General features: G+C 71.7%; 15 protein-coding genes, 5 tRNA genes and 1 pseudogene. 16 read left to right on the top strand and 5 right to left on the bottom strand.

Annotation, left to right across the window (positions count from 1 at the left end; all coding sequences use genetic code 11):
• Positions 1-24 precede the first annotated feature (24 nt).
• Together ACZ6R9_RS06460 and ACZ6R9_RS06455 are read right to left on the bottom strand one after the other, a co-directional pair.
• Entirely contained in the window at positions 25-438 is a 414-nt protein-coding gene (locus ACZ6R9_RS06460; RefSeq protein WP_097236138.1) for a roadblock/LC7 domain-containing protein, read from the bottom strand.
• Between the two features lie 13 nt (positions 439-451).
• Positions 452-4561: a nitrate- and nitrite sensing domain-containing protein gene (locus ACZ6R9_RS06455; protein ID WP_465536909.1), complete on the bottom strand. Its 4110-nt coding sequence runs from the start codon at positions 4559-4561 to the stop codon at positions 452-454.
• A gap of 523 nt (positions 4562-5084) precedes the next feature.
• On the opposite strand from ACZ6R9_RS06455, the gene ACZ6R9_RS06450 reads away from it, so the two are divergent.
• The 8 genes from ACZ6R9_RS06450 (at position 5085) to ACZ6R9_RS06415 (ending at position 8340) form a co-directional block, all read left to right on the top strand.
• Positions 5085-5291, top strand: coding sequence for a hypothetical protein (locus ACZ6R9_RS06450; RefSeq protein ID WP_380488851.1), 207 nt, complete (start codon positions 5085-5087; stop codon positions 5289-5291).
• Positions 5292-5394: 103 nt separating this feature from the next.
• The gene (locus ACZ6R9_RS06445) at positions 5395-6192 is read left to right on the top strand and encodes a fumarylacetoacetate hydrolase family protein (protein WP_380488852.1); all 798 of its coding nucleotides are present in this window, start codon (positions 5395-5397) and stop codon (positions 6190-6192) included.
• Positions 6189-7706 (top strand): glutamate--tRNA ligase, encoded by a 1518-nt coding sequence (gene gltX, locus ACZ6R9_RS06440; RefSeq protein WP_380488853.1) that lies wholly within the window; start codon positions 6189-6191, stop codon positions 7704-7706. Before ACZ6R9_RS06445 ends, gltX begins: the two co-directional genes overlap by 4 nt.
• A gap of 193 nt (positions 7707-7899) precedes the next feature.
• A tRNA-Gln gene (locus ACZ6R9_RS06435) sits at positions 7900-7971 on the top strand.
• A gap of 21 nt (positions 7972-7992) precedes the next feature.
• Positions 7993-8065, top strand: a tRNA-Glu gene (locus ACZ6R9_RS06430).
• 35 nt (positions 8066-8100) lie between these two features.
• A tRNA-Glu gene (locus ACZ6R9_RS06425) sits at positions 8101-8173 on the top strand.
• A 15-nt stretch (positions 8174-8188) separates the two neighbouring features.
• A tRNA-Glu gene (locus tag ACZ6R9_RS06420) sits at positions 8189-8261 on the top strand.
• A gap of 4 nt (positions 8262-8265) precedes the next feature.
• Positions 8266-8340: transfer RNA gene (locus ACZ6R9_RS06415), tRNA-Gln, on the top strand.
• Between the two features lie 160 nt (positions 8341-8500).
• Here ACZ6R9_RS06415 and ACZ6R9_RS06410 read toward each other — a convergent pair.
• Entirely contained in the window at positions 8501-9214 is a 714-nt protein-coding gene (locus ACZ6R9_RS06410; protein WP_035866446.1) for an IclR family transcriptional regulator, read from the bottom strand.
• A gap of 236 nt (positions 9215-9450) precedes the next feature.
• Here ACZ6R9_RS06410 and leuC point away from each other — a divergent pair, with 236 nt between their 5' ends.
• The 4 genes from leuC (at position 9451) to ACZ6R9_RS06390 (ending at position 12684) form a co-directional block, all read left to right on the top strand.
• Entirely contained in the window at positions 9451-10872 is a 1422-nt protein-coding gene (gene leuC, locus ACZ6R9_RS06405; protein ID WP_380488854.1) for a 3-isopropylmalate dehydratase large subunit, read from the top strand.
• Positions 10873-10875: 3 nt separating this feature from the next.
• Complete coding sequence (leuD, locus tag ACZ6R9_RS06400) at positions 10876-11472, top strand: 3-isopropylmalate dehydratase small subunit (RefSeq protein ID WP_380488855.1); 597 nt, start codon at positions 10876-10878, stop codon at positions 11470-11472.
• A gap of 134 nt (positions 11473-11606) precedes the next feature.
• Positions 11607-11897 (top strand): SCO5555 family protein, encoded by a 291-nt coding sequence (locus tag ACZ6R9_RS06395; protein WP_380488856.1) that lies wholly within the window; start codon positions 11607-11609, stop codon positions 11895-11897.
• A 133-nt stretch (positions 11898-12030) separates the two neighbouring features.
• A complete protein-coding gene (locus ACZ6R9_RS06390; protein ID WP_380488857.1) occupies positions 12031-12684 on the top strand; it encodes an HU family DNA-binding protein in 654 nt (217 codons plus the stop codon).
• Positions 12685-12892: 208 nt separating this feature from the next.
• Here ACZ6R9_RS06390 and ACZ6R9_RS06385 read toward each other — a convergent pair whose 3' ends face one another.
• On the bottom strand, positions 12893-13633 hold the full coding sequence (locus ACZ6R9_RS06385; protein ID WP_380488858.1) for a GntR family transcriptional regulator: 741 nt from the start codon (positions 13631-13633) through the stop codon (positions 12893-12895).
• A 141-nt stretch (positions 13634-13774) separates the two neighbouring features.
• On the opposite strand from ACZ6R9_RS06385, the gene ACZ6R9_RS06380 reads away from it, so the two are divergent.
• Together ACZ6R9_RS06380 and ACZ6R9_RS06375 are read left to right on the top strand one after the other, a co-directional pair.
• Positions 13775-14020 (top strand): hypothetical protein, encoded by a 246-nt coding sequence (locus ACZ6R9_RS06380; RefSeq protein ID WP_380488859.1) that lies wholly within the window; start codon positions 13775-13777, stop codon positions 14018-14020.
• Positions 14017-14409, top strand: a complete 393-nt coding sequence (locus ACZ6R9_RS06375; RefSeq protein ID WP_380488860.1) for a hypothetical protein — start codon at positions 14017-14019, stop codon at positions 14407-14409. The genes ACZ6R9_RS06380 and ACZ6R9_RS06375 overlap by 4 nt, the downstream gene beginning before the upstream one ends.
• 253 nt (positions 14410-14662) lie before the next feature.
• On the opposite strand, the pseudogene cofC reads toward ACZ6R9_RS06375, so the two are convergent.
• Positions 14663-15373, bottom strand: a pseudogene (gene cofC / locus ACZ6R9_RS06370) (2-phospho-L-lactate guanylyltransferase); the annotation flags it as partial.
• A 223-nt stretch (positions 15374-15596) separates the two neighbouring features.
• Here cofC and ACZ6R9_RS06365 point away from each other — a divergent pair.
• Both ACZ6R9_RS06365 and ACZ6R9_RS06360 read left to right on the top strand, forming a co-directional pair.
• Positions 15597-16400, top strand: a complete 804-nt coding sequence (locus ACZ6R9_RS06365) for a lysophospholipid acyltransferase family protein (RefSeq protein ID WP_380488861.1) — start codon at positions 15597-15599, stop codon at positions 16398-16400.
• A gap of 14 nt (positions 16401-16414) precedes the next feature.
• Positions 16415-17398, top strand: coding sequence for an NAD(P)H-dependent glycerol-3-phosphate dehydrogenase (locus ACZ6R9_RS06360; protein WP_380488863.1), 984 nt, complete (start codon positions 16415-16417; stop codon positions 17396-17398).
• The last annotated feature ends 15 nt before the right edge of the window (positions 17399-17413 follow it).

Raw genomic sequence — 17413 nt, 5'->3', positions numbered from 1 at the left:
GAGCGGATGGGACCGGACCGGTGGTCAGTGCAGCAGGCTGCCCTGGAGCTCGGCCCGCAGAGCGGGAGTGAGGACCGCACCGGCCCGGTCGACCAGCAGGGCCATCTCGTAGCCCACCAGGCCGATGTCGGAGTCCGGCGAGGCCAGCACCGCGAGCGCGGAGCCGTCGCTGATCGCCATCAGGAACAGGAAACCCCGCTCCATCTCCACGACGGTCTGGTTGACCTCGCCGCCCTCGAAGATCCGGCTGGCGCCGGAGGTCAGCGAGGTCAACCCGGAGGCGACCGCGGCGAGCTGGTCGGCGCGGTCCCGGGGGAACCCCTCGGACATGCACAGCAGCAGACCGTCGGCCGAGACCACCACCGTGTGGGACACCCCGGGGGTGTTGTCCACGAAGTTGGTGATCAGCCAGTTCAGGTTCTGGGCGGCCTGGCTCATCATCTGACTCAACTCAACGCTCCTGGTGCTCGGGGCCGAAGCCGTTGTTGCCATCGGCGTCGAACTGGGCTCCCCGGAGGCCCTCGGACGTGCCGCCGAAGTCGAAGCCCGGCCGCTGCTGCGGCGCGGGACGGCCGGAGCCCGGCTGCTGCGAACCGGCCTGGCGGCCCTGCTGGATGCCGCGGCGCAGGTTGGTCAACCGGCCGCGCACCTCCTCCGGACTGCGCGAGACCTGCGGGCCCGTCAGCGGGCTGGCCTCGGCGCTGCCGGAGACCAGGTTGGCCTGCGGGGTGCGACGGGGCAGCCCCGAGGTGGTCAGGCCGTCGGTCTGCGGCTCGCGCATCTGCTCGGCCCGCCGCCAGCGCTCGTCGTTCGCGGACGGGCGCCACGGGGCGTCCGGACCGGGACCGGCGGGCTGCTGCTGCGGGTACTGCTCGGCCTGCGGGACCTGCGGCTGCGGGGCCTGAGCCTGCGGCTGCGGGGCGGCGGGGGCCTGCGGGGCCTGCCGTTCCGCCGCCGGGCGCTGCGGGGCACCCTGCGGGCCACCCGGCACCGGCCGCTGCGGCATGCCCTGCGGACGCTGCTGCGGGTACTGCTCGGCCTGCGGGTACTGCTCGGCCTGCTGGAACGGCTCGGCCTGCTGCGGAGCCTGCGGCCGCGCGGCCGGAGCCTGCGGGGCCGGGGCCGGGGCCTGCGGGGCCTGAGCCTGCGGGGCCGGTCGGGACGGCTGCTGGTCGAACCCGGGCGCACTGGTACCGGGCCGCTGCGGCTGGTACCCCCGGGAGCGGACCTGCTCACGGGCCGGCACCGGGGCGGCAGCCGACTCGCCGGCGGTCGGCAGCGCCATCGGCTGCGGCCGCTCCGCGAACTGCTGGGGGACGACCCGCTCCTGAGGCGGCGCCACCACCGGCACACCCTGACCCACCGGGTCCGGCAGCACCGGCTCCACCAGGCCCAGGCCCAGCGGGTCGCGCGGGTCGATGTCGGACGCCTCGAAGCGCGGCCGGGCGAACCCGCCCGGCTGGTCCGCCGGGGCGGCTTCCAGCGGCGCGGCCGGCTGCTGCTGCGGCAGCGGACGGCGCGGCGGCTGCTGCGACTGCTCGGCGCGGCCGTGCTGGGTCGGCTCCCCGCCCGGACGGCGCTCCAGGCCGGGACGGCCCTCCATCCCGGGACGGCTCTCCAGGCCCGGACGGTTCTCCATCCCAGGACGGTTCTCCATCCCAGGACGGCCTTCCATCCCGGGACGGCTGTCCATCCCCGGACGACCCTCCATCTCAGGACGGCTCTCCAGGCCCGGACGGCCTTCCGCCGGACGGGTCCGCTCCGGACCGCCCTGCGGAGCCTGCGGGCCCTGCGGACGACGCGGACCACCCTGCGGGCCCTGCGGGCCCTGCGGAGCCTGCGGTCCCTGCGGACGGCGCGGCGGAAGACCGCCCTGACCGCCGGGGCCGCCCGGCCCGCCCTGCAGGCCCGGCGCACCGGACGCACCCGGCACCCGCCGCGGCGGCAGCCCGCCACCGGCCGGCGCACCAACACCCGCACCCGCACCCGCACCGGCCGGGGCCGCCGGGCCGGACACACCCGGCGCCGGGTTGTCGCGCAGCGACTGGCCGACCGAACGGGTCGGCAGGCCACCGGTGCGGCCGCCCTGGGCCCCACCGTTGCCGAACGCGCCGCCGGGGCCGAAGCCGCCCTGCGCGGGCGTCTCGCCCGGCCCGCGCCGGCCACCCGTACCCGCCGGGCCCTGGGGCGCGGCCGGAGCGGACGGACCGGACGGAGCGCCCGGGGTGAACAGATCGGGGCTGCCGCCCATCGGGCCCTGGCCGAGCTGCGGACGGCCGCCCTGGCCGCCCTGCCCGCCGGCCGCCGGACCCTGGCCGAGCGCGGTGCGCGCACCGGGCAGGTCGCCCGCGGGACGGCCCTGCTGACGCGGCGTCGGCGCGACCCCGCGCTGCGGCCGGCCGCCCTGGCCGGCCCCGGCGCCCGCACCGGGCCGGTTGCCGCGCCGCTCGGCGGAGTTGGTGACGTCCACGGGCAGCATGACCAGCGCGGTGGTGCCGCCGGAGTCGGACGGGCGGAGCTGGATCCGGATGCCGTGTCGCAGGGACAGGCGGCCGACCACGAACAGACCCATGCGGCGGGACACCGAGACGTCCACCACCGGCGGGTTGGCCAGACGCTCGTTGATGTCGGCCAGGTCGTCGGGGGAGAGGCCGATGCCGGTGTCGTGGATCTCGATCAGCACCCGGCCGTCGGGCAGGGCGTGACCGGTGACCCGGACCCGGGTCTGCGGGGAGGAGAACGAGGTGGCGTTCTCCAGCAGCTCGGCGAGCAGGTGGACGAGGTCGTTGACGACGCGTCCGGCGACCTCGGCGGTGGGCACCGAGGCGAGTTCGATGCGCTCGTACTGCTCCACCTCGGAGGCGGCGGCGCGGAGCACGTCGACCAGCGGGACGGGGCGGGTCCACCGGCGGCCGGGGTCCTCGCCCGCGAGGACGAGGAGGTTTTCGCCGTTGCGGCGCATGCGGGTGGCGAGGTGGTCGAGCTTGAACAGCGAGGCCAGCTGGTCCGGGTCGGCCTCGCGGCTCTCCAGTTCGGAGATCAGCGACAGCTGGCGCTGGATCAGGCCCTGGCTGCGGCGCGACAGGTTGGTGAACATCGCGTTGATGTTGCCTCGCAGCAGCGCCTGCTCGGCGGCCAGTCGGACCGCCTCGCGGTGCACCATGTCGAAGGCGTGCGCCACGTGGCCGATCTCGTCGGCGGAGTCGACGCCGACCGGTTCGACGGTGACGTCCACGTCGTGCGGGTCGCTCTCGGAGAGCGTCTTGACCAGCTCCGGCAGGCGGCGCTCGGCGACGTCCTCGGCGGAGGCCTGCAGGCGGGTCAGCGAGCGCACCATCGAGCGGGCCACCAGGGCGGCGCCGGCGATGGCGACGACGAGCACCAGGGCGACCACGGCGGCGTTGATGACCGACTCGGTGTCGACGTCCGACTGCAGCGCCTGGGCCTTGCCGTCGAGGACGTTGACCAGGTTGTTCTCAATGGTCTTCTCGGCGCTGACCTTGGCCGTCGACTTGTCGAACCACTCCTTGTAGGACGGGTTGTCGGTCTGCCGGATGCCGTTGGTGTTCAGCGCCTGCTTGGCGAACCGGTCGGCCTCGGCGACGACCTGGTTGTAGCTCATCGCCGCGCGCAGCGTGCGGGCCTCGCTCTCGCCGTAGATGGCGGTGAAGTTGGCGAGGGCGTTGTCCTCGGAGCTCATCAGCCGGACGCCGAAGGTCTCGTCGGAGGGCGACAGGTACGGGCCGTTGGGGTTCGCGAGCGCGGCGCTGAGCAGCGCGCGCTGCATCGAGGTGTACTCCTTGGCCGTGGAGAACTGGAACAGCGCCCGGGTGGTCTTGATCAGCTCGGTGGAGTTCGAGGTGATCGCGATGTCCTGGGTGGCGCCGATCAGGTCCTTGATGATCACGTCGTAGTTGGTGATCGTGGCCTGGATGTTGTCGCGGGCGGCGAACGCGCCGCTACGGGCCCGGGGCAGCGTGTTGAGGTCCTTGCGGACCTGCAGCAGCAGGGTCTTGGAGCCGGCCAGGTCGAGGTTGTCGAACTTGTCGGCGCTGGCGTTGAAGGTCTTCGACAGCGTGTTGGTCTGCCGGTACGCGTCGGCGATCTCGGGGTCGTTGTCGGCGCTGCCGCCGGCGGCCAGCGGGCCGGCCGAGATGTCGCGTTCGTACTGCAGGGCGTTGGCCAGCGCGGTGGCGTTGCGGGCGAGCTCGGCCAGGTCGCTCATCTGGGACAGCTGGCGGGAGTTCGCCATCGACTCCTGCACCCGCAGGCCGCCCAGCGCCAGCGAGACGACCACGGGCAGGAACAGCAGCGCGATCAGACGGGTGCGGATTCGCCAGTTGCGCATGGCGAAGCGGCTCGCGCCGGTGGCACGACGGCGGTTGAGCGTGCCGCGCAGTCTCGCGCGGCGGCTCTGCTTGTCGGCCGGCGCACTGCCGTCCTGCTGCTTGGGCGCGCTCGCCGCGCCCGGGGCACTGCTGTCGGCGGCGGCCTCGGCGGGGGCGCCGAACGGCCGCTCACCCTGGCCTGTCGCCGGTGCCGCCTGGTGGGCGCCGGCCACGGGCTCCCGCGACTCCGGCTCACCCGCGGCGCCGTTGCCCCTCTTGAAACGTCCCTGCACTGGCGTCGCAACCTCTGGACCGGGCGCCCTTCCCCGCCGGGCGGAGATAGAGCGGTGTCGAGTTTTTCCGTGGCATTCCAGCACAGCGGGGGAAGTCCAACAAGGGCCGTTACGACTCGGTGTCCAGGGCTACCGAGCGCGTGCGGTGACTCACGGTCCGTGTTGCTTCGGGTTCGGAATATGGTCTTTTTCGGACACTCGTCCTAGCCATGTCAACAAAGAGGAAGATCAGTTTGTGCGGCAAATGTCCGCAATATCCCCAATGAGAGATTTTGCCATTGGTCCGGAATCACCACTTCCACGCCCTTTGAACCGGTAATTGTGAGCAAACTCACAGCTCGATGTATAGCTTTGGTCACGGCCGCTGTGGAATGGGATCCCTAACCTGGCAGGGTTGACCGGAGCCTGCCCAGCGGTGGGCCCGAGCAAAAGTCCGTTCGAGCGAAACAAGGTGCTGACGCAAATGTCCGAGACGACCACGACGGCCATCCGTTCCACGGCCAACCCGCGCCGCACCACCCTGGCCTCCGTCGCGGACTTCTCCGAGCTCCCCGGCTTCGGCGGCGTCCGCACGCCGCGCGAGTACGCCACCCAGCTGCCCACGGCCACCGCCAACCCGCGCCGCACCGTCCTGATGGCCGCCCCGGCCACCCGCCTGCCGCAGGCCTGACCTTCGCGCCGATAACCTGGTGGCACAGCCGGGCCCGGCACTGCGGGCTCGGCAACCGCCCGGGAGCGTCCGGGCGGCCGACGAACCGAGAGGTTGCAGGGCTGTGCGTATCGCCAGGTTCTCCGTCCGTGAAGGGAGCCCCGCGGCGGGCTCGGTCTCCTTCGGAATCATCGAGGGGGACGCCGCACAACCCGATTCGCTGGTGGTGCACACCCTCGCCGGCCACCCCTTCGGCGCCCCCCAGCCGACCGGTGAGACCCACCGGCTGCAGGACGTCCGGCTGCTGGCCCCGATGCTGCCCAGCAAGATCGTGGCGGTCGGCCGCAACTACGCCGACCACGCCGCCGAACTGGGCAACGAGATCCCGGCCGTGCCGCTGACCTTCTTCAAGCCCTCCACCGCCGTCATCGGCCCCACCGAGTCCATCGCCTACCCGCCGTTCTCCTCGGACGTCCAGTACGAGGCCGAACTCGCCGTGGTGATCGGCCGGATGTGCCGCGAGGTGCCGCTCGACCGGGTCCCCGAAGTGATCTTCGGCTACACCTGCGCCAACGACGTCACCGCCCGCGACGTGCAGCAGCGCGAGGGCCAGTGGGCCCGCGCCAAGGGCTTCGACACCTCCTGCCCGCTCGGCCCGTGGATCGAGACCGACCTCGACCCCGCCGACCTGGCCGTCACCTGCACCGTCAACGGCGAACTGCGCCAAGCCGGCCGCACCTCCCAGATGGCCCGCTCGGTCGCCGAACTGGTCGCGCACATCTCCGAAGCGATGACGCTGCTCCCGGGCGACGTCATCCTCACCGGCACCCCCGCGGGTGTCGGCCCCCTGAACATCGGCGACGAGGTCGCCGTCTCCGTCGAAGGCATCGGCACCCTCGCCAACAAGGTCGTCAAGCGATGAAGGATGCAGTAACCGTGGCTGACAAGAACCCCGACGTCCGGGTCCGTTTCTGCCCCTCCCCGACCGGGAACCCGCACGTCGGCCTGGTCCGCACGGCCCTCTTCAACTGGGCCTACGCCCGCCACAACGGCGGCACCCTGGTGTTCCGGATCGAGGACACCGACGCCGCCCGCGACTCCGAGGAGTCCTACAACCAGCTGCTCGACGCGATGCGCTGGCTCGGCTTCGACTGGGACGAGGGCCCCGAGGTCGGCGGCCCGCACGCCCCCTACCGCCAGTCGCAGCGGATGGACATCTACGCCGACGTCGCGGCTCGCCTCCGCGAGGCCGGCCACGCCTACCCCTGCTACTGCACCACCGAGGAACTGGACGCCCGCCGCGAGGCCGCCCGCGCCGCCGGCAAGCCCTCCGGCTACGACGGCCACTGCCGCGACCTGACGGCCGACCAGATCGCCGTCTACGAGCAGGAGGGCCGCGCGTCGATCCTCCGCTTCCGGATGCCCGACACCACCCTCACCTTCGACGACCTGGTCCGCGGCCCGATCTCCTTCGACCCCAAGGACGTTCCCGACTACGGCATCGTCCGGGCCAACGGCGCCCCGCTGTACACCCTGGTCAACCCGGTCGACGACGCCCTGATGGAGATCACCCACGTGCTCCGCGGCGAGGACCTGCTGTCCTCGACGCCCCGCCAGATCGCCCTCTACGCCGCCCTCGCCGACATCGGCGTCGGCAACGGCACCACCCCCCGCTTCGGCCACCTGCCGTACGTGATGGGCGAGGGCAACAAGAAGCTCTCCAAGCGCGACCCGCAGGCCTCGCTCAACCTGTACCGCGAGCGCGGCTTCCTGCCCGAGGGCCTGCTCAACTACCTGGCCCTGCTGGGCTGGTCGCTCTCCGACGACCGCGACATCTTCGACATCGACGAGATGGTCGCCGCCTTCGACATCGACGACGTCAACGGCAACCCGGCCCGCTTCGACCTCAAGAAGGCCGAGCACCTCAACGCCGAGCACGTCCGCCGCCTCGCCCCCGAAGAGTTCGTCAAGCGCCTGGTCCCCTACCTCCAGGCCGCCGAACTCCTCCCGGCCGAGCCGACCGCCGAGCAGCTCGACCTGCTCGCCAAGGTCGCGCCGCTCACCCAGGAGCGGATGGTCGTCCTCTCCGAGATCGTCACCATGGCCGGCTTCCTGTTCGTCGCCCCCGCCGACTTCGCCGTCGACCCCGAGGACGCGGCGAAGGTGCTCACCGCCGACGCCCGCCCGGTCATCGAAGCCTCCGTCAAGGCGCTCACCGAACTGACGGACTTCACCCCCGACCCGATCCAGGCCGCCCTGCGCGAGGCCCTGGTCGACGGCCTCGGCATCAAGCCCAAGTTCGCCTTCACCCCGCTCCGGGTCGCGGTGACCGGCCGCCGGGTCTCGCCGCCGCTGTTCGAGTCCATGGAGCTGCTGGGCCGCGAGGAGACGCTGCGCCGCCTGCTCGCCGCCCTGGAGCTGCTCCCGGCCTCCTGAGCCCCCTGCGGCCCGCCGGGGCCGCCGCCGGCACACCTGCGGGCCAGGTCGCTGACCTGGCCCGCAGGTGTCCTGCGCACTGCCTGCGGTTATCGATTTTGGAGCCGGGCCGGGCGTCGGGTAATGTTCTTTCTGCGCCGCCCGGCAGGGGGGCGCAAGACACCGAGGAAGGCCCGCAGGGGTTGAACTCTGGTGGGGTATGGTGTAATTGGCAGCACGACTGATTCTGGTTCAGTTAGTCTAGGTTCGAGTCCTGGTACCCCAGCGCAACACGCAAGTGAAGCAAGCCCCCGTTGTGTAGCGGCCTAGCACGCCGCCCTCTCAAGGCGGTAGCGCCGGTTCGAATCCGGTCGGGGGTACGCAATTCTTGACAATTGCAGAATGAATGAGACACGCCCCCGTTGTGTAGCGGCCTAGCACGCCGCCCTCTCAAGGCGGTAGCGCCGGTTCGAATCCGGTCGGGGGTACTCATTCAAGCTAGGGCCCCCGTTGTGTAGCGGCCTAGCACGCCGCCCTCTCAAGGCGGTAGCGCCGGTTCGAATCCGGTCGGGGGTACTTTTGGGGTATGGTGTAATTGGCAGCACGAGTGATTCTGGTTCATTTAGTCTAGGTTCGAGTCCTGGTACCCCAGCCAAGATTTTCTGAAAGCTCCGGGAAACCGGGGCTTTTTTGCGTTCCCGCCTCGCCCGCCCGACCGCCCACCCGTCCGTGCACCCACCGGCTCGGGTGCACCACGGGCCCGAAACGCGTGTGCCCCCGCCGGGTTGGCGGGGGCACAAGGGGTGGTGGGGGTGTCAGCTGCGGCGGAGGGCCTCGGTGAGGCGGTTGGCGGCTTCGATGATGGCCTGGGCGTGGAGGCGGCCGGGGTGCCGGGTGAGTCGTTCGATGGGGCCGGAGACGGAGACGGCGGCAACGACGCGGTTGGAGGGGCCGCGGACGGGGGCGGAGACGGAGGCGACGCCGGGCTCGCGTTCGCCGATGGACTGGGCCCAGCCGCGGCGGCGCACGCCGCTGAGCGCGGTGGCGGTGAACCGGGCGCCCTGGAGGCCGCGGTGGAGACGCTCGGGCTCTTCCCAGGCGAGCAGGACCTGGGCGGCGGAGCCGGCCTTCATCGGGAGGGTGGAGCCGACGGGCACCGTGTCGCGCAGGCCGGAGAGGCGCTCGGCGGCGGCCACGCAGATCCGCATCTCGCCCTGGCGGCGGTAGAGCTGGGCGCTCTCGCCCGTCACGTCGCGCAGGTGCGTGAGCACCGGGCCGGCCGCGGCGAGCAGCCGGTCCTCGCCTGCGGCGGCGGAGAGTTCGGCGAGCCGGGGGCCGAGAATGAAGCGGCCCTGCATGTCCCTGGTGACCAGGCGGTGGTGTTCGAGTGCGACGGCGAGCCGATGGGCCGTGGGCCGGGCCAGACCGGTGGCGGCGACCAGCCCCGCCAACGTGGCGGGGCCCGACTCCAGTGCGCTCAGCACCAGAGCGGCCTTGTCGAGAACGCCGACGCCGCTAGTGTTGTCCATGTCTCGATACTGCAGTCTCAATCAGCGAGACGCAAGTTCAATCTTCCGGGAAAAGCGCCACTCTGGACTCAGCAGCCAGGGAGAACACCCGGCGCGGAGCCGTATCACGGTGTCCGGATGCTGGACGATCCGGCGTGCAGGTCACGATGCCGAGCGAGCCTCACAGGGCGGCACGGGACAAGACCTCGACGACGATCACGAGAAGGCCGGCAGAGCGGCCGGCTGGAGGGAATCCGATGGGACGGACACTCGCAGAGAAGGTCTGGGACGACCACGTCGTCCGGCGCGCCGAGGGCGAGCCCGACCTGCTCTACATCGATCTGCACCTGCTGCACGAGGTGACCAGCCCGCAGGCGTTCGACGGCCTCCGGCTGGCCGGCCGCCCGGTTCGTCGCACCGATCTGACGATCGCCACCGAGGACCACAACACCCCCACCCTGGACATCGACAAGCCGATCGCCGACCCGGTCTCCCGGGTGCAGTTGGAGACGCTGCGCAAGAACGCCGAGGAGTTCGGCGTGCGCCTCCACTCGCTGGGCGACGTCGAGCAGGGCGTGGTGCACGTGGTCGGCCCGCAGCTGGGTCTGACCCAGCCGGGCATGACCGTGGTGTGCGGCGACTCCCACACCTCCACCCACGGGGCTTTCGGCGCACTGGCGTTCGGCATCGGCACCAGCCAGGTCGAGCACGTGCTGGCCACCCAGACGCTGCCGCTGGCGCCGTTCCGGACGATGGCGATCACCGTCGAGGGCGAGCTGCCCGAGGGCGTCACCGCCAAGGACCTGATCCTGGCCGTGATCGCCAAGATCGGTACCGGCGGCGGCCAGGGCTACGTCCTGGAGTACCGCGGTTCGGCGATCCGCAGCCTCTCCATGGAGGCCCGGATGACGATCTGCAACATGTCCATCGAGGCGGGCGCCCGGGCCGGCATGATCGCCCCGGACCGCACCACCTACGACTATCTGCAGGGCCGTCCGCACGCCCCGCAGGGCGCTGACTGGGATGCCGCGGTCGCCTACTGGGACACCCTGGCCACCGACGAGGACGCGGTGTTCGACGCCGAGGTGTTCATCGACGCCGCCGAGCTGACCCCGTTCGTCACCTGGGGCACCAACCCGGGCCAGGGCGCGCCGCTGGGTGCCAACGTGCCGAACCCGGCCGACTTCGCGGACCCGCAGGAGCGGATCGCCGCCGAGAACGCCCTCACGTACATGGGCCTGGAGGCCGGCACCCCGCTGCGCGAGGTGAAGGTCGACGCGGTGTTCGTCGGCTCCTGCACCAACGGCCGGATCGAGGACCTGCGCGCCGCCGCCGCAGTGCTGGAGGGTCGTCAGATCGCCGACGGGGTAAGGATGCTGGTGGTTCCGGGCTCGGTCCGGGTCGCCCTGCAGGCCGTCGAGGAAGGCCTGGACAAGGTGTTCACCGCCGCGGGCGCCGAGTGGCGGCACGCCGGCTGCTCGATGTGCCTGGGCATGAACCCCGACCAGCTGGCCCCGGGCGAGCGTTGCGCGTCCACCTCGAACCGCAACTTCGAGGGCCGGCAGGGCAAGGGCGGCCGTACCCACCTGGTGTCGCCCCAGGTTGCCGCGGCCACCGCGCTGCTGGGCCGCCTGGCCTCCCCGTCCGATCTGCCGAACAACGTTGCCGTGGAGGCCTGAGCCATGGAGAAGTTCACCACCCACACCGGCCGCGCCGTCCCGCTGCGCCGCTCCAACGTGGACACCGACCAGATCATCCCGGCTCACTGGCTGAAGAAGGTCACCCGTTCCGGCTTCGAGGGCGGGCTGTTCGAGGCCTGGCGCAAGGACGAGGCGTTTGTTCTCAACCGCCCTGAGCGGCAGGGCGCGACGGTCCTGGTGGCGGGCCCCGAGTTCGGCACCGGTTCGTCCCGCGAGCACGCCGTCTGGGCGCTGCAGAACTACGGTTTCCAGGCCGTCATCTCCTCCCGGTTCGCCGACATCTTCCGCGGCAACTCGCTGAAGAACGGCCTGCTGACGGTGGTGCTGCCGCAGGAGACCGTGGACCGGCTCTGGGAGTTGACGGAGGCCGACCCGACCGCGGAGATCACCGTGGACCTGGAGGCCCGCGAGGTTCGCGCGGCCGGTGTGACGGCCTCGTTCGAGCTGGACGACAACGTCCGCTGGCGGCTGTTGAACGGCCTGGACGACATCAGCATCACGCTGCAGAACGAGGCCGATGTGGCGGCGTTCGAAGCGAAGCGGCCGTCGTTCAAGCCGCGTACTCTCCCGGCTGCCTGAGTCACCGCATTCTGACGGTCGGACAACAAGACCCGCCCCCCTCCGGGGCGGGTCTTCGTTGTTCGCAGGGGAGTTCGTCAGCCGTGAATAGACCCTGGTTCAGCGCAACTGCGTACAGATGGCACAATCGTTGCATGCACCACAACCCCGAACCGCCGTACCCGGGTGGCGAACCCGCGTCTGCGGAGGGTCGGGACGGTGATGCCGACTCGGAAGTCACCCTGCTCCACGCACTGGTGGCCGAGCGGTTGAAGCAAGCCCACGCCCGCGTTCACGCGCTGAACGTGTCGACGGACGCAAAGACCGCTCTCACCCGACAACTGCTGATCGTCACGGAGACCGCCAAGCGTGATCTCCCGGAGGCGGCACGGCGGTTGAGTCGCTTTGTGCAGGACCTCGACGAGGGGCGGATGCCGCCCCGGTGAGCACCTCCATGCGCAAATATGTTGCGACACTAGGGTGATTCACGCGTTTGGTAATTGAAAGTCCGCAGATACATACCTAACGTGCGAAAAGAACGGATGGAATCATCCGGCGCCCGTTTCCGAAGGGGAAGACGTGAACAAGGCTCAGCTTGTCGAAGCGGTGGCCGAGCAGCTGGGCGGTCGCAAGGCTGCCGCAGAGGCCGTCGACGCAGTGCTCGACACCATGGTGCGTGCCGTCGTGGCGGGTGACCGGGTGTCGGTCACCGGCTTCGGCACCTTCGAGAAGGTGGAGCGCTCGGCGCGCTTCGCCCGCAACCCGCAGACCGGCGAGCGGGTCAAGGTCAAGAAGACCGCCGTGCCGCGGTTCCGCCCCGGCCAGGGCTTCAAGGACCTCGTCTCCGGCAGCAAGAAGCTGCCGAAGGAGGGCCCCTCCGTCAAGAAGGCGCCCAAGGGCTCGCTGACCCCGGGCAAGACCGGTGTGGCCGCCACCCCGGCCGCCAAGCGCGCCGCGACCAAGCGGGCCGCCGCTGCCGCCGCCCCGGCGACCAAGAAGGCCGCCGCCAAGAAGACCGCCACCACCGCGGCCAAGAAGGCCACGGCGGTCAAGAAGGCCACCACCGCGAAGACCACCGCGGCGAAGACCACCGCGAAGGCCACCACCGCCAAGACCACCGCGGCGAAGAAGACCACCGCGGCCGCGGCCAAGAAGGCCGCCGCCAAGAAGACCGCTCCGGCGAAGAAGACCACCGCGCGCAAGACCGCGGCACGCAAGTCCACCGCCAAGTAGTCGCACCGAGCCCGGGGCCGGAGAACCGGCGCCGGGGCGGCCAGGCCGTGACGGCCCCACGCCAGGGAACCCGGACCTCCGGAGACCCGGGACCGGGGGCCGTCGCGGCCTTTTCGCGTCCGTGCACGGCTCGTTCGGGCACCCCGGCCAGGACACCCCGCAGGGGGACGGGCGCAGCCGGCGGGGAAATGCGGCGGGCCGGGCGGAATTACTCCGGCTGTTCCACCGCGAGGTCGTAGATGATCTCCCAGCGGGAATCCGGAATCACCAGATCCGCGGTCTCCACCGGCCGGTCGGAGTCGTCCAGATACGTCCGCTCGATCAGCATCACCGGATCGCCGGTGCTGATCCCCAGCAGACTCGCCTGCTCCGCCGTCGCCCGCCCGGGACGCGGCCGTTCCTCCGCGCGCACCACCCGCACCCCGATGGAGGCCATCCGCGCCACCACACCGCGCCCGGCCAGCGGGCCCAACTCCGGCAGCAGGACGGGAGTTCCGTCGGTGATCGCCATCGGCTCCCAGGACTCGGCGAGTTGGACCGGCTTGTGCTCCACGGTGAACTCGTAGCGGGTGTGAACCGTCAACTCGCCCGGCTCGATGCCCAGTCGGCGCGCCACCCCGGCCGGCGCCTCCACCCGGGACTCGGTGTGCGACTCCCAACTCCCGTCCGGCACAGCGGACATCGGGAAGGCGGCGACCGTCCGGGCGCGCCGCATCGGACGCCGCTCCACCGGCTCGCGCCGGTACGTTCCGGAACCCGCCCGGCCCTCCAACAGGCCTTCCGCGATGAGCACTTCCTGAGCCCGCTGGAGCACGTTGGGCCCCACCTCGTAGCTCAGCGCGAGCTGCGCGCGGGACGGCAGCCGCTCGCCGATCGCCCACTCCCCGTTCTCCACCCGGCGGCGCAGATGGTCCGCGATGCGGAGGTACGGCGGGTCCTGTGAGGGCATCTGGCATCTCCCGGCGGAAGGCGAGACCTGCCGGATCGCGACAGGACGGGTGATTCAGCTTGACAATCTAATGCATCAGGAGGAATCTAATGGCTTAGATTCACTTTGAGTGATCGGCCGACTGCGGGGGAGAGGCGTGGCGTGCGAACCACCAGGGTGTTCGACCTTGCATCCAGGCTCACAGCCGCCACCGGAGCCGAAGCCCGTATCCGACGCCTCCCCGGCGGCGGCTACCGGGTGGAAGCCACCCTCCCCGGAAACCCGGACGCCGAGGCCCACTTGGTGCTCCTCGACGTCCTCGCCGAAGCCGACCGCTACGGACATCGCCACACCGCCCGGTCCCACACCATCTGGGCCGAACTCGACCCGCCCCAGGAGCCGCCGTGAAGGGCCCTCAGTCCGGATATGCCGTCAGCATCGAAGGCATCACCGAATCGGCCTCGTTCGTCTCTCTCGCCGACGCGCTCGCCTCGCTCTGGGGCACCCTGCGCACACTCCCGCTCGGCTGGACGCAGTACGAGGCCTACCGCTACTTCTTCGGCCCGGGTGCCACGCAGCGCACCGAGGGGTTCCTGGCCCGTGACGGCCACCTGCTGCTGAGCTTCATCCTGCTCGGCCAGACCCGCGTGATCCGGGTGGTCCCCACCAGCACCGGCCCGCTGCAACTCGCCCCGAAGCGGCTGGAGTTGCTCAACACCCCGGCCGTCGCGGCGCTCTGCCTCCGGGGCACGCCCGCGTACCCCGACCTGGACGCGCACCTCCCGCGCAGCGCCTGACCGAACTCCGGCCATCGGCCCGGTCGTTGACGACGCCTCAGGCGCTCTCGGGGTCCGGGAAGGTGGGGAGGGTGAGAAAGGTGACGCGGCGGGCGGGGCCTTCGCCGGTGGTGCGGATGCGCAGGCGCTGGCCGGGGCGGAGCAGGCGGAGGCCGCCGGCGTCGAAGGCGGGGGCGTCGAAGGGGACGGGGGTGCCGTCGTCGAGCAGGACCGAGCCGGAGCGGGTCGTGGGGTCGAAGGTGAACGCGGTGGCCTGCATGGGAAGCAGCATAGAGCTTCGGAGCAGGGCGCCGGTGGCCGGGCCGAGGCCGAGTCGGTGGGCGGCGGCCAGGTCCTCGGGGGTGTCGACGTCACGCCGGACGGACGGCACGTCGGAGAGCTGGAGTTCGGCCGCCCCGCCGGCCGCGTGGCGTTCCCGGGAGCCGGGCCCGAAGGCCGGGCGGAGCGGGGTGCCGGGCGGTCCGGCGAGAAGGACGGTCCCGGTGCCGGGGGCGTCGGCGAGGAAGGCCCGGCGCTGCGGGGGCACAGCGGCAAGGACCCGGGCGAGTTCGGCGGGCCGCAGCGCCGGCAGGTCTGCGGAGAGGGTGGCGACGGGGGAGCGGGGGTGCAGTCGGTGCGCGGCGCTACTGCCGTGCGAGAGCGCCGGGTTGAGCCCGCCGCCGGGTTCGTCGTCGAGCACGGTCGCCCCCAGCGCGCGCAGCGCACCCGCGGCGCGCGGATCCCGCCCCACCACCAACACCCGTTCGACCACCGGGCAGGCGAGCGCCGCGGCGACGGTGTCCAGGGCGAAAGCGAGGGCGAGCCGGGGCCGCAGCTCCCCGAGCGCCGCGAGGCGGCTCTTCGCCTCGGCGAGCGGTTTGACCGGGACGATCAGGGTCCACCCGAAGCGCCGGCCCGCACCGTCCGGCCGCGGCACCGGGACGGACGGGCGGACGGTGGCGGGGCGTACGGTGTCCTCTGTCATCGGCGTCATTGTGACGTCGGCCGGGGAGGCCTGGCCAGCGGTTCCGGGTCGCCCGGGCTGTCGGCGGGGCACCTGCCGGCCGGTGGCGGCGGTGGCTGCTCGACACGGACTTCCCTCGCGGGTGAGACTGGTCGGCGCCTCGGAGCCGTTGCCCGGCCCCGGCGAGGGAGAGAGATCAGCGGCACCGCTCGGCGGTTCGCCGCGCGAATGAGGAGGAGCTGGGGTGGCCCGCCGCTCTAACGCCAGGTTCGGCAACGCCGATTACGGGATCTGGTACCGCTTTGCGGCGGTGCTGGTGAAGCCGGTGACAAACGCCCTGGCGAAGACGGACTGGCGGGGTTGGGAGCACCTGCCCGAGAAGGGCGGATTCATCGTCGTGGTGAACCACAACTCGGTGATCGACCCGGTGTTCTACGCACACTGGCAGTACAACTCGGGCCGCCCGCCCCGGATACTCGCCAAGTCCTCGCTGTTCTCGGTGCCGTTCATCGGTTTCATGCTGCGCAAGACCGGCCAGATCCCGGTGTTCCGGGAGTCCACCGACGCCGCCGACGCGTTCCGGTCCGCGATCGACGCGGTCAAGGGCGGCCAGTGCGTGCAGTTCTACCCGGAGGGCACGCTCACCCGGGACCCGGACATGTGGCCGATGACCGGCAAGAGCGGCGCCGCCCGGGTCGCGCTGATGACGGGCGCGCCGGTGATCCCGGTCGCGCACTGGGGCGCGCAGGAGATCATCCCGCCGTACGGGAAGGGCGGAAAGGGCAAGTACCACCTGTTCCCCCGGCACAAGGTGACGGTCGCGGCCGGCCCGGCGGTGGACCTGAGCAAGTACCAGGGCCAGGAGATCACCGCCCAGGTGCTGCGCGAGGCCACCGACGACATCATGGCGGCGATCACCGCCGTGCTGGAGGGGATCCGCGGCGAGCAGGCCCCCGCCGAGCGCTACGACATGCGCAAGGCCGCCAAGGACCGCGCCACGGCCGCCGAGGCCAAGCGCGAGCGAGCGGCCAAGGAGGGCGACCGGTGACCCGCTGTGCCGTGATGGGGACGGGCTCCTGGGGCACCGCCTTCGCGATGATCCTGGCCGACGCAGGCTGCGAGGTGACCCTGTGGGGCCGCCGGCCGGAGCTGGCCGACGCCATCAACAAGGACCACGTCAACCGGGACTACCTGCCCGGCCTGACGCTCCCGCACTCGATCCGGGCGACCACCGACGCGGCCGCCGCGCTGGCCGGCGCGGACTTCGCGGTGCTCTCGGTGCCCTCCCAGACGCTGCGCGACAACCTCGCGCACTGGGCGCCGATGCTGGCCCCGGACACGGTGCTGGTCAGCCTGATGAAGGGCATCGAACTCGGTACCGCGAAGCGGATGAGCGAGGTGATCGAGGAGGTCGCGCAGGTCGGCCCGGAGCGCGTCGTGGTGGTGTCCGGCCCCAACCTGGCCGGCGAGATCGCCAACCGGCAGCCCGCCGCCACCGTCGTCGCCTGCACCGACGAGGAAGTCGCCAAGCGCTTCCAGAAGGCCTGCCACACCCCGTACTTCCGCCCGTACACCAACACCGACGTGGTGGGCTGCGAACTCGGCGGCGCGGTGAAGAACGTGATCGGCCTGGCGGTCGGCATGGCCAACGGCATGGGCCTGGGCGACAACACCAAGGCCACCCTGATCACCCGCGGCCTGGCCGAGACCACCCGGCTCGGCCTGCGGCTGGGCGCCGACGCGCACACCTTCGCGGGCCTGGCCGGCATGGGCGACCTGGTGGCGACCTGCTCCTCGCCGCTGTCCCGGAACAACACCTTCGGCACCAACCTGGGCCGCGGCATGACGCTCGCCGAGACCATCGCGGCGACCAGCCAGACCGCGGAGGGCGTGAAGTCCTGCGAGTCGGTGCTCGACCTGGCCCGGCGCAACGGCGTGGAGATGCCGATCGTCGAAGCCGTGGTCGACGTGGTGCACAACGGCCGGCCGACCCAGGAAGTCCTGAAGGGGCTGATGGCCCGTTCGGCCAAGCCGGAGCGCCGGTGACCGGAATCGGACGGT

The organism is Kitasatospora sp. NPDC048662, assembly GCF_055587065.1.
The sequence above is the reverse complement of the archived record's forward strand: the minus strand, read 5'-3'. Positions and strand labels throughout refer to the sequence as shown.